This is a genomic window from Desulfobacterales bacterium (assembly GCA_034520365.1).
Lineage (GTDB): Bacteria > Desulfobacterota > Desulfobacteria > Desulfobacterales > Desulfosalsimonadaceae > M55B175.
On the sequence record JAXHNP010000007.1, the window covers coordinates 730,322 to 742,892 of the forward strand.

The 12,571-nt window shown below is 42.2% G+C and carries 10 protein-coding genes; 7 read left to right on the plus strand and 3 right to left on the minus strand.

All coding sequences use genetic code 11. From position 1 onward, the window contains the following. The first annotated feature begins 794 nt into the window (after nucleotides 1-794). Together U5L07_17435 and U5L07_17440 are read left to right on the plus strand one after the other, a co-directional pair. Nucleotides 795-2,228, plus strand: coding sequence for a hypothetical protein (locus U5L07_17435; protein ID MDZ7833531.1), 1,434 nt, complete (start codon nucleotides 795-797; stop codon nucleotides 2,226-2,228). Between the two features lie 19 nt (nucleotides 2,229-2,247). Beyond that, entirely contained in the window at nucleotides 2,248-3,603 is a 1,356-nt protein-coding gene (locus tag U5L07_17440) for an ATP-binding protein (protein MDZ7833532.1), read from the plus strand. A gap of 53 nt (nucleotides 3,604-3,656) precedes the next feature. On the opposite strand, the gene U5L07_17445 is transcribed toward U5L07_17440, so the two are convergent. Continuing rightward, the gene (locus U5L07_17445) at nucleotides 3,657-5,948 is read right to left on the minus strand and encodes a DGQHR domain-containing protein (GenBank protein ID MDZ7833533.1); all 2,292 of its coding nucleotides are present in this window, start codon (nucleotides 5,946-5,948) and stop codon (nucleotides 3,657-3,659) included. A 602-nt stretch (nucleotides 5,949-6,550) separates the two neighbouring features. Between U5L07_17445 and U5L07_17450 the strand changes: the two genes are divergently transcribed. From U5L07_17450 to U5L07_17460, 3 genes are read left to right on the plus strand one after another with little or no spacing between them, the layout of a single operon-like run. After that, a complete protein-coding gene (locus U5L07_17450) occupies nucleotides 6,551-7,072 on the plus strand; it encodes a TIGR03546 family protein (protein ID MDZ7833534.1) in 522 nt (173 codons plus the stop codon). Further along, nucleotides 7,069-8,805 carry a TIGR03545 family protein gene (locus U5L07_17455; GenBank protein MDZ7833535.1) on the plus strand — a complete coding sequence of 579 codons (1,737 nt, stop codon included), beginning with the start codon at nucleotides 7,069-7,071 and terminating at the stop codon, nucleotides 8,803-8,805. The genes U5L07_17450 and U5L07_17455 overlap by 4 nt, the downstream gene beginning before the upstream one ends. A gap of 53 nt (nucleotides 8,806-8,858) precedes the next feature. Beyond that, nucleotides 8,859-9,053 carry a ferredoxin gene (locus tag U5L07_17460; protein MDZ7833536.1) on the plus strand — a complete coding sequence of 65 codons (195 nt, stop codon included), beginning with the start codon at nucleotides 8,859-8,861 and terminating at the stop codon, nucleotides 9,051-9,053. Nucleotides 9,054-9,170: 117 nt separating this feature from the next. Here the strand turns inward: U5L07_17460 and U5L07_17465 are convergent, their stop codons facing one another. Both U5L07_17465 and U5L07_17470 read right to left on the minus strand, forming a co-directional pair. Further along, nucleotides 9,171-9,449: a type II toxin-antitoxin system YafQ family toxin gene (locus U5L07_17465; protein ID MDZ7833537.1), complete on the minus strand. Its 279-nt coding sequence runs from the start codon at nucleotides 9,447-9,449 to the stop codon at nucleotides 9,171-9,173. After that, nucleotides 9,449-9,706: a hypothetical protein gene (locus U5L07_17470; GenBank protein MDZ7833538.1), complete on the minus strand. Its 258-nt coding sequence runs from the start codon at nucleotides 9,704-9,706 to the stop codon at nucleotides 9,449-9,451. The genes U5L07_17465 and U5L07_17470 overlap by 1 nt, the downstream gene beginning before the upstream one ends. A gap of 587 nt (nucleotides 9,707-10,293) precedes the next feature. On the opposite strand from U5L07_17470, the gene U5L07_17475 reads away from it, so the two are divergent. Both U5L07_17475 and U5L07_17480 read left to right on the plus strand, forming a co-directional pair. Next, the gene (locus U5L07_17475) at nucleotides 10,294-10,587 is read left to right on the plus strand and encodes a putative quinol monooxygenase (GenBank protein MDZ7833539.1); all 294 of its coding nucleotides are present in this window, start codon (nucleotides 10,294-10,296) and stop codon (nucleotides 10,585-10,587) included. 93 nt (nucleotides 10,588-10,680) lie between these two features. Further along, nucleotides 10,681-12,534: a GNAT family N-acetyltransferase gene (locus U5L07_17480; protein ID MDZ7833540.1), complete on the plus strand. Its 1,854-nt coding sequence runs from the start codon at nucleotides 10,681-10,683 to the stop codon at nucleotides 12,532-12,534. Nucleotides 12,535-12,571: the final 37 nt, after the last annotated feature.

Here is a 12,571-nt window from a genome sequence, read left to right on the forward strand (position 1 = left end):
GTTACCGAAAAAAATTGCCAATTGTGAATTTTCGATCCGGCATCAGTGGGATCTCTGGTCGGACCAAGCTAATATTATGTATTTTGTTGGAAAACGTTCTAAAAATAAGCGTTTTTAGGGCTTAAAATGCCCTTTTGGGCGATAAAAATATGCCCTTAAGGATGCTTCTTTCTCATTATAAGTTTGAATTCTGATTTTAAAGTTAAACCACTGTTTTTGGTGCTAAAAAAATGTATTTAAAGCCTATATTTGTCTCTTTTTAGCATTTTATTGTTATTATATCAATCGTTTATCTTGGTCCGACCCAGAATCGTATTGTGTCCCCGAATTCAGAAATTGCGGAGTTACGGGTTTTTATTTCTATATTGCGTTCGTTGTGGCTGGAAATGAGCAGCTATCTCGCTCGGCATTTTGAAATTATTTGTTGTTTTGGGGTTAAAAAAGTGGGTTTAAGCCTTGAAGTTGGGGTTTTTGAGGGTTTAATAGGCATTAATCAGTATGTTAGCTTGGTCTAACTTGGAATCAAATTATATATTGTTTTTCTTAATTGCAAGCATATTCGGTAAACTTGTTGGCACTACATTTTCGGGATTTTCCAGAATTTAAATGTATTTTTAAGCAGTTAAATCTCCATCAAATGATGGAGTTGTCCAGCTTAAGTTTGAATAAAAAATTAATCGAAGTTGAATTGATTTTCTTTTTCATATCATCTTTTAGGCTCAGAGAAAAAGGGATAGACAACGATTTAAAGCTATGATATAAATGTTGAAAAATTATTAAGGAGTTCTGATTAAATGTCGCGAAATATCCTTCTTGTAGAACCCGGATTCAGCACAAAATTTCCTCCACTGGGATTGATGAAGATATCTGCTTATCACAAAGAATTAGATGATAAGGTGACATTTTATAAGGGAATGAAAGATGAAGCCTATTACCAATATTGGGACCGGATTTATGTCTCAAGCCTCTTTACCTTCCAGTGGAAAACAACGGTAGAAACTATTCTGTATTATAAAAAGATAGTTGGTGACGATTTATCAAAAATATTTGTAGGCGGAATCTTGGCAAGTCTTATGAAAAAAGAGCTTTGGAAGGCTACAGGTATATTGCCTTTAAAAGGACTTTTAAATGAACCAAGAATTTTAGATGAGGATAATGAACTTATTGTTGAAAATATGATTCCTGATTACGAATTATTTAATGAGTCGACACAAGAATATTCTCTAATTAAAGATAGTTATTTTGGATATGCCACTAGGGGATGTATAAGAAAATGTCAATTTTGTGGGGTGCCGATACTTGAGCCAGAATTTATAGATTATCAGGGCATAAAGCCATATGTTGAAGAAATAACCAAGAGATATGGTGAAAAAACACATCTTGTTTTATTTGACAATAATATATTAGCTTCAAAAAAATTTGAAAAAATAATAAATGACATAATCGAGCTGGGTTTTGAAAAAGGGGCAAAATTCACCTATACCAAAAATGGTAGAACAATCTCAAAGCAAAGATATGTAGATTTTAATCAGGGTACTGATGCCAGATTAATGAAAGAGAAGCATATAAAATTATTATCTAAAATTGCACTTCACCCGCTCCGTATTGCTTTTGACCATATATCCGATAGAGAAATTTATGAAAAGAAAATAAGACTTGCTGCAAAATATGAGATTCAGCATTTGTCTAATTACATTCTTTATAACTACGATGATACTCCTGAAGATTTATGGCAACGGCTTAAAATAAATATAGATTTGAATAAAGAACTCGATTTAGCAATTTATTCATTTCCCATGAAATATATTCCAATTTTTCATAAAGATAGAAGCTATGTCAGTGAACCTAACTGGAACTATCAGTTTATCCGTGGAGTTCAAAGAATCCTTAATGTTTTAAAAGGGTCGGTTATGACATCAGAAGTTTTTTTTTATAGGGCATTTGGAGAAAGTCCAGCAAAATTTCTTGAAATATTGCATATGCCAGAAAGTATATTAATGAACCGAGGCTTCGAACCAAAAAGCGAAGAAATTGAATGGCTAAACAAATTCAGAGCATTAACAAATAATGAAAAAAATGAATTATTAGATTTATTATGTACAAACAGAACAATAAAGAGCCTAAAAACCGCCACAGTTTATATTAAAAATAAAAAGTTGCGAAATATATTGCAACTCTATTTTCCGAAAGAAAAGACTGAACAGAATTTGAAATTATTTAAAAATTAATCATAATAAGGTATTTTGTATGATTCAGAAAAGTAGCAAAAAGTCTGCTTTTAAAGCTGGGATGTATCTCTTGGAAACTTTAACAGCAGGCATGTATAATAATCCGATGTCTATTTATCGTGAATATATTCAGAACGCTGCTGATTCGATTGATTTTGCATTGCGGGCTACAAAATCTAAAAATAAAAAAATTTATATTGATTTAGACCCGAAAGAAAAATCAATCAAGATTTACGATGAAGGTTTCGGAATATCGGCAGATCATGCTGAAGAAATTCTAAGCTCTATCGGTCTGAGTTCAAAAAAAGAACAAAGGTTACGCGGCTTTCGAGGAATTGGTCGTTTGGGGGGACTTGCCTTCTGTGAACGTGCAATATTTAGAACTAAGTCCAAAGGGGAAGGCATCGAATCAATACAGGAATGGGACTGTAATGCTCTTCGAAATTTTGTGTCTGGAACTCAGAAAAAGACTTCTTCTTTGAAGCAATTGTTTGATAATTGCACATATTTTTATCACGAAAACGGTAAAAGGAAGGGAATTAGCTATTTTGAAGTTAAATTAGAAGGAGTCCAAAGTTTCAGAAATCATTTAATGGACATCAAAAAGCTTCATGATTTTATAAGTTTTACAGCTCCAGTTCCATTCAATTATAATGAGTTGTCTTTTGCCAAAGATATCGATAAGTTTTTATCATCAAAAATAAATAATTTTAGTCATCATGAAATTATCTTGAACGGTGATCAAGTTTATAAACCATATAGCGATATGGTGAAATTAACATCTAAGGGACACGATTATATTGTTGGAGTTGAATTTTTCGAGATTAGGGCGAAGGGTTCTGTAGTCGCATATGGATGGTATGGAAAGCGGAAGGATCTTTTGGGTGCAATTACAAAAGGAGACTTAACATCAGGTATCAGAGTTAGAGTTGGAGATATCCAGATTGGTGATAATCACTTACTTGATAGCTGTTTTAGAGAGAATCGTTTTAATAGCTATATGATTGGCGAGATTCATGTTGATTCTCCAGAATTAATTCCTAATAGTCGGAGGGATAATTTTATTGACAATGAAATCAAAGAGATCTTTTATAATGAAATTGAGAGAAAATTAGGCATTCCATTATCAAAAGAAATCAGATATCAATCAGGGGTGAGAGCAAAAAATAACACTTTAGCTGATGGAAAAGTTGAGGGTTCATGCCATTCAAAAAGAGAAGATTCAAAGGTGAGCAAGAAAATGGGAAAAACAAAGACTGATGAAGTAAACTTTGATGATAATCCCTCAAAAAAAAATACAGAGCTTTTAAAGATATTTAAGAAAAGATGCAAAGATTGTCATATTTTTCAAGATATACTTAAAGAAAATATATAAACCCTCCCCTTTTGTTCATATAATATTAAATAATAACAATAAATTATAAACAATTAACCAGAAGGGGTAAATTGATCCATAACTTTAGCATGGATACCGCGCACAAAATCAGCTTGCTCTTTTGTGACAGGCCATTTTTCAGTGTGATGTGTAATATTTCTTATCTCATTTAAATCTACTAACCATTTAAGTTGCTTATCTTTTCCGCCATCTGATGTGAAGGAAAAATATTTTTTAAATAAGTTCCAATTCGCGCTGGCAATTGTTTTATAATCAATTAGGCAAATATATTGTTCTTTGTTTTTGACGCCACGCTCTTGGTCTTGCTTCTTCACGCATTCTCTTCTCACTGGTTCGGGGACACCTTCATACCACCATTCTTCATTATCATCTTTGAAGTTATCTTTTAAAACTTTTAGGATAACATTGAATAATCTATTTTGAATCTCATCAATCTTAGCCTGAGCTTCTTTTGTGCCTTCTTCATCCATGGTTTCAAGATATTTTTCAAGGTTGGGCGGTAAAAAATCACCAAATTCTGAATGTATAAAACTCATCATTCTTAACGAATTGTTTGTCACACCCTTTAATGCTTGTCTACTCCTAAAAAGAGCCATAGTTTCTTTTGAAGCGTTTTTAAAATAATCAACTACCGGTTCAATATATGTTTTAATGTAAGGGATTATCTCTTCGGGCTTCATTAAATAAAGCTCTAAATGTTCGTTCTTCTCAAGATGCCAAAAAATTCCTTTTAAGACTTTCATTAAAGCTCTAATCCCATTATTGGTGCATAGATACCCACCTTTTGCATCACCTAATTCCCAATGCGCAGGTATTTCATTTTTAAACAATGACAGATATTCAGATAATATCTCAACTGATTTATTTAGTGTATGTTCAAGGTATTTAATGTCTTTATCAATAAAAGGCCCGGGAGTAATAGTTTCACCCTTAATGTCGCCAAAGAATTTATTTTCTTTTAATCCCTCATGAAAGGAAGTTATCGACAAGCATCTGTAATAGCTTTTATCATTAGATGTCGTTTTAATTCTTCCATAAATTGGAGAACTTTTGCGCTGGTCTAATGCCATCACAATTCGTGAACGTAAGGCAGCAATTCTGTCTTCAAGCTTATCTGCTTCCCAGTTTAAGTTAGCATAAAGTTCAACAAGGAGACTTTTAGAAACCTTGACTTGTTCGCAATTAATATCAACAAAAAGCTCTGCTTCTTGAGTTGGAGATAAATTTTCATACGCTAGGACTGGTAATGTAGAATTTTCATCAGACTTAAATCTCTTGCTATGTGTATAGCCATAAAGTCTGTGCTGCCCATCAATCACCCAAGCAGAGGCATACATATCAGGCAATTGAAGTATTCCAAACGCTGATTCACCAATCTTTTCTTTTTTGTCAAACCTGACACCACTCTTGGATTTAATATTAATTACAATATTTGTGGGAAATTGTCCTCCATCATCTATGTATTCCGAAATTTTCTTTAATCTCGAAGGAACAAGCATTCTCTGATAAGTTTCAAGGTCTTCCATATCTCTGCTTGCTTTGTGGCTTATATAGGCAATTTTCATTAAATCAGCTGGTTTTATTAAAAAATTGTAAAAATTCTTATCACCCATTTTACCTTTCGTTGCTGGAACAGTTATGTCTAAGCCGCTTATTTTTTCTTTGGCAAATATATGTCCTAAAAATTGATACTTAGCTCCTTTTTTTAAATGATCCGTTAATTTTTTATAATAGTCGATTTCTTGATCTCTTAGAACTACAATTTTTTTTTCTGCAGCTTTAGCAAGGTCTGCTTCTCCCCATTCAATATTTCTTGTAGCTATTATCCATCTTACTTTTAGTTTTGGAGTTCTGCCATAGTGGGTGGACACAGAACGCGCGGTTTGAGGATGTATGCTGCTTATCTTCTCAATAAGACTACTCATATTTTTTTTCTTTGGGGTTTCGCAACGAGTACACTCTATAAATATTGCAGATTCCCTATCTTTTGCGAAAACATCAATTTGTCTTGGGCTTACGTCTTTCCCAACATTTACTGTAAATTGTCGTCCCTCGCTAAGTTCATCAAATTCCATTTTAGCCATTATTGACCACAATTCGTCTTCAAGCTGTTCATCCGCAGGCTTATCTTTTTTTAATCTATATGATTTCTTATTTTTCCTTAATATAGACCAACCTTCTTCAGCCTCGATATTTGCCTTTTGTTCAAGAATTTTTTTGTTTTTTCCATTAATAGTTTTTTCAATGTAACTCTTTTTGCGCTTGATGAGTTCTTTAGCAATCTTATCTTCGTCTATTAAGAGTGGGCTTAAATAATCACTCATAATTTTTGCCTCTTCCAGTTTATAGAAATTAAGGTAAAAAATTATTGGTAACGTTCAAAAGTGTTGGCATGGGCAACTTTCAATGTGATCAATCTCAATGGTGAAGTTACCTTCAATGGCGTTGCCCGGGTTTAATCCGAAAATAAGCATGCAATGCCTGATTGATTTCTTGGAAATTACGGCGGTATGTGTTGAGTATCATAAGATCGGCTCCGGTTTTTGCGCAAGAAGGCACTTACCAGAAAATACAGAAATTTTTTAATAACATACGAAAAATAATGAGGCAAAAGTTTAACGGAAAAAGGAGTTATCGGGTGGGCAAGCCAGTATCCTCAACCATGATTAAATCTGCATTCTATGGGGCATTCGGGATGTTTCATAGGAAGGCGGTTGTAAAGGCATTCCTGCCGAAGAATGAATTCTGCTTCTTTGGCGTACGGTTTGGGGGAAGAGTGGTGTCCCCCGTTTAAGGCGATCGCGCCGCGGCTATTTGAAATTAGTGAATGACCTGTTATATTTTCAATATATAATTTTTGTTTGGGCAGACATAAAAAAACATCTGATGTTGACTATTCTCCGCAGTACCGGAAAGGAAGCCGGATATGATCACCCTGCTGGCAAAGCTTTTAAAAGTGTTAAACGCGGAAGCCGCCCCCGGCCAGATCAGTGCCGCGTTCTGCCTGGCCCTGTTTCTTGCCTTTATGCCGTTTTTTACCCTGCAGCACGTGCTGCTGATTTTTCTGGTACTGGTCCTGCGCGTCAATCTTACCGGTTTTATCCTGGGCTGGCTTGTATTTGCCGCAGTCGCTTTTCTCCTTGACCCGTTATTCCACTGGCTGGGCATGGCGGTTTTATCTGCGGACGCCTTAGAGGGGTTCTGGCGCCTTCTTTATGACTCCGGATTCTGGCACCTCACCCGCTTTAACAACACGGTGGTCATGGGCGGCTTTATTGCGGCCCTGGTGCTTTTCCTTCCCCTGTATTTTGCGTCCAACGCCCTGATTCGGCGCTACCGCGAGCACTTCATGACCTGGCTGGAAAAGACCCGGCTTGCCCAGATGGTCAAGGGAAGCCGCATCTACTCGGCATACCGCACCGTATCCGGATGGAGGAACCCCGTATGAATCGATTGATCCGATGGCCCGGACTCGCCGCTTTTGTTGTAATCGCCGCCTTATGCGCGGCTGTCTGGTATCTCGTGGTTGACTATGCGGCAGAATACATGGTGGAACGCACCGGCACAAAGGCGGTGGGTGCGAAAGTTGAGCTTGCGTCGGCAGACCTGATACTTTTTCCTTTAGGCCTTCAATTAAACGGCCTTCAGGTCACCAACCCGAAGCAGCCCATGCGAAATGCACTTGTGGCCGAAAGGATTCGGATGACATTCAACCCGGGTCATCTGATCAAAGGTAAAACTGTTGTGGAGGATATGTCCGCGACAGGCCTTGCGTTTGATAAAGAACGGACAACTTCGGGCGCGCTTCCGGAGAGTGAAAAATTCTCTGAAAAAGGCGCTGAAATCCGCGAGAGGCTCCGCTCCAAGCTGGGCGAGTTTCCTTCTTTGGCGGCAAAAAACGCAAAAGAGATCCTGGAAAACGAGAAGCTGGCGACCATTGAAGAAGCAGAAGCGCTCAAGGCGGATATTGCCTCTGCAAGAGAAAATTTCAAGGCGCGGCTGGATGAGCTTCCGGATAAAGAAACCTTTCAGGAATACAAGGCGCGGATTAAAAAACTGCGGGCGGATTCCGGGCTGTCCGGCGGCGTGATGGGCGCTATTGGTAAAGTGGACGAGGTCCGGGAAATCAGGCAAGATATTAAAAAAGACCTTGAGGCGCTTCGCAGCGCAAGGGAGGATCTCTCCCGGATCCGGGCTGAGTTTCAAGAGCGCCTGAAAGATCTTAAAAATGCGCCGGCCCGGGACGCAGAGCGACTTACGGAAAAATATGCGCTCTCGCCCGAGGGCATCGGCAATATGTCCGCCCTTGTTTTCGGCCCCAGGTACGCGCAATGGGTGGAAACAAGCCTTATCTGGTACCAGCGGCTTTCGCCTTATCTCGCCGGGATGATGCGTGCCGGCGAAAAAGAGGAAAAACGCCGCCGGGGCGAGGGCATTGATGTGGAATTTGCCCCGCGCCGACAGATTCCTGAATACTGGATAAAAACAGCGGACCTGGCCATGGAAGTGGGCGGCGGCACTGCAACCGGGCAGTTTCAGGATTTTTCTTCCAATCAGCAGGTGCTTGGCCGGCCGCTTGTATTCGCCTTTTCAGGCTCCGGTCTGAAAGACGCCGGGACGCTGGCGGCAGAGGGACACCTGGATCGGACTAATCCAAAAAGCCCCGAAGATTTAGTAAAATTTAACTTAAAACAATACCCGCTGTCGGATTTTACGCTTCTGGACCGGCAGGACCTGGCGGTGCTTCTGGAGTCCGCCCGGGTGGGCAATGCAAATGGCAGCATACGGATCGCCGGAGAAAAGCTGGATGCTGATATTCAGGCGGTCTTTGACACCGCCGGTTTCAAGGTGAAATCCGATCAAGCGGATAACCTCCTTATCAGTGGCCTGACTGACACGCTGCAGAACATCCGCTCCTTTGACCTGTCCGCGGAGCTCGGCGGCACCATTGGAAAACCGGATGTGCGAATCGCATCAGACATAGACGATACCCTGAAAGCCGGTTTAAAACAAACCCTGGCAAAGCGCCAGGCTGAACTCAAAAGCGATATCAAGCGCGCTGTTGCCCGGCAGACTGACGATGCGGTGGAAAGCGCCGCATCCGGCATGGCCGGCCTGGATGCCATAAAAGAAGCGATTCAGGAACGCCTTGAAATGGGCTCATCCGTTCTGCCGGGATAATCATAGGGGGTTCAGTTATATTTAAAAACAGAAAATCTATCGGGGGATATGACATGAAGGTTAGAATCGATTATGATCTTTGTATGGGAGACGGCAATTGCCACAAGGTGTGTCCCGAAGTATTTGATTACGATGATGATCAGATGATAGGCATTGTCAGGGAAGAAACAGTTCCGGCTGAACATGAAGAAAGCGTAAAGAGGGCTGCTGATGAATGCGCCCCGGGCGCGATTGTCTTAGAAAAATAGCATTCTTGCTCCGGAGGGCGGGTTAAACAAATCGGGGGGACACCATATTAATTTTTCCTCCCATCGATAAAACTTTTATGGTGTCCCCCATTGATTGTAAATAAGCAGACTGAATTCTTATCCTCCAAAAAGGTCCGCGTGGGAGCCGGTTCGAACAAGCCAGAGATTTTCATCGTCGGTCTTATAAATAAGCAGCCAGTCCGGCTCAATGTGTATATCCCGGCAGTTTTTCCAGTTTCCTTTGATGGGGTGATCCTTGAACTCGCGGGGTATGGGTTGATGGGTCGCCAGCAATTCAATAATGGCCCGAAGTTTTGTTGTATCCTTGCCGCGTCTGACTGCAAGCGCGGCATCTTTCTCGAATTTGCTGGAGGTGTGAATTTTTCGATTAGCCATCAGATGCCAAGCTTGCGATAAAGATCAGCAGTACTGGCATGGGTCGTAAACTCGCCGCGCTCGACAGCTTGAATCGCCTCAATAGTATCAGCATTCGGCATCTCCTGACAGACGATAAACGAACGCATCAAATCGCGCACAATCTGTGCCGCAGGCCGATGCTGTGCAGCCGCTGCCGCCATGAATTGATCCCGCAGTTCCGGCTCCATCTTTATTGACATTTGAACTTCTTTATTGCTTTTAAGTGGTTTTACCATTGTTTTTACCTCTTTTCGTATTTATAGAAAAATTTAATACATATCTTATATATAGTCAACAGGTATCTAAAAGATACCTGCAATTCAAGGGACACAGAAACCCGGGGACATACCTATTTATTTTTTTTCGGTTTTCGTCCCGGTTTTTGGGCTTTAAAGGTCGGTTTAAAAGGCTTACAAGTTGATCAAGAGACCACGAAGGGCAGAGCGTAACTCCGGAAACACCATGTTAATTTTCCCTCCCATCGATAAAACTTGTATGGTGTCCCCCGATTTGCGATTTGAGGCTAAAAAGCATCAACCTGATTTTGAACACCCCGGTTTGAAAACATATTGAAAAAACAGTATAATACAAAACTACATCTTGGTCTTGGCACTACCATTGAAATGGGGTAGGGGTAGAGAAAAGACAGGCCCGCCTGCCCTCTACTTTACCCCGATTTTTGGAAAGATTCCTCGTCGCTGGCGCGCCTCGGAATGACAGGGGCGGAACGTTTTGGAATGATTCAGTATATATTAGAGTAAGATTAAGAGTAAGAGTAAGACGGAAAATAAGATTAAGACGGAAAAAAAAGGAGGTATGAGTTATGATTGCAGTGATTGCGAAGCTTCCGGTGATACCGGAGAAAAGGGAGGCGGCCCTGGCAGCGGCTAAAGAGTTGATGGCCGGGGTGGCAGATGAAGAGGGCACCATTAACTATTCCTTAAATATTGATGAACAGGATCCGGACACCTTTATTTTTATCGAACGCTACCAGGACATGGCTGCACTCACTGCCCACAGCGCCACCCCGCATTTTAAGGCATTTATGGAGAGGGCTGCGGAGTTTGCCGCCGAGGCGCCGGAGATAAGGGTGTTGACCGAGCTGGAGTCGATTTAGCGGTTTTTTTCTTAAATTGCCAAGCGCTTAATATTTGGTTATGATTTGTCCAGGGTGTGATTTTAAATACTTGGATAAGAGGAGCATGGGAAAATGGTGCTGACAGGCCGGTTTGCGGATAAGAAACTGACGGCGGCAGAGGCGGTTCAGAAAATCAAAAACGGTTCAAGCGTTTTTATCGGAACGGGCTGCGGCGAGCCCCAGGAGCTCATCCGGGCCATGGTGACGGATCAATCCGTTCAGGATATCGTCATCTATCAGATGCTTTCATCCACGCTATCCGAATACGTTCACGAGGAAGGTTTCTCGTCCCGGTTTTCCCTGAAGCTCTTTTTTATCAGCCCTTACATGCGGCAGGCCGCGTTTGAGGGAAAAATCGACTACCTGCCGGCCTATTTGTCCCAGATTCCGGAGCTGTTTTATTCCGGGCAGATCAACCTGGATGTGGCCCTGGTTCAGGTGAGTCCGCCGGATGAATACGGGTTCTGCTGCCTGGGCATTTCCGTGGATATCACCCTGGCCGGCCTGAAAATGGCCAAAACGGTGATTGCCCAGGTTAATCCGCGCATGCCCACCACCTGGGGGGACAGCCATATCCATGTGGATGAAATCGATTACCTGGTCTATCATGACGAGCCGATGGTGGAATTTATTCCCGCCATCAAGAATCAGCAGGTGGTGGAGCGGATCAGCCATTACGTAATTCAGCTGGTGGATGACGGGGCAACGCTCCAGGTGGGCTTCGGCCATCTGCCGGATGCCATTCTGCCCTATCTGAAAGGCAAAAAGGATCTGGGCATCCACACCCAGGTGATCACCGACGGCCTTTTGCCGCTGTTAAGGGAAAAGGTCATCACCAACCGGAAAAAGACGCTTCTGCCCAACCGGATTTTGGCCTCCCTGGTGATGGGCTCCAAAGAGCTTTATGAATATGTGGACAACAATCCCATGTTCTACTTCCGGGCCTCTGAGTTTGTGAATGATCCGAATGTAATTGCCCGAAACGATAACTTTATTTCACTCAGCTCCGCCCTGGAGGTGGATCTGACCGGCCAGATCTGCACGGACTCCAAGGGCTATCTTTTCTACAGCGGCATCGGCGACCAGGTGGATTTTGTGCGGGGCAGCAAGATGGCCAAAAACGGGTTCTCCATTATCGCGCTGCCGTCCACCGCCCAGAACGGGGAGGTCTCCCGGATTGTGTCACATTTGAGCGAAGGCGCGGGCATTGCCACCACCCGCGGCGATATCGATATCGTGGTCACAGAATACGGCATTGCCGAGCTTCACGGCAAAAGCATCTACCAGCGGGTCATGGAACTCACCCAGATCGCCCATCCCAAATTCCGGGAGGGGCTGATTGACGATGCCAAAAAACGGCACTACATTTTTCCGGATCAGGTGCCGCCCAGCCGGCAGGATCTGATTTTTCTGGAAAACTATAAATCCTACCTGGATCTCCCCAGCGGCAAATCCGTGGAATTCCGGCCCCTTCTGTCCTCGGACGAGTTCGCCATCCGGAACTTTTTTTACTCCCTGCGGGATCAGAGCATTTACTACCGGTTTTTCCATCAGAAACGGGTGTTTAAGCGGGAGATGCTCCAGAAGCAGTGGGCCACCGTGGATTACCGGAAAAACATGAGTATCGTGGGGCTCGTCCAGAAGGGCAAATACAAGGAAATCATTGCCATCGGCTCCTATTACGGCGAAGATGATACGGACCAGGCGGAAGTGGCGTTTCTGGTCCGGGAGGATTACCAGAGCATGGGCATCGGCCGCTACCTGCTGGATGTGCTCGAAGAAATCGCCAAACAGAATCAATACAAGGCATTTACCGCCACTGTGATGAGCGAGAATGTCGCCATGATCCATTTATTCAAAAAACACTATCCCAAGGCCCAGGTTAAGCACTACGGCCAGGAGTCTGAGTTCTATATGCCGTTTTAACCCTTCCCGGCTTCGACGCCGCCTTTTTTATCCCGGA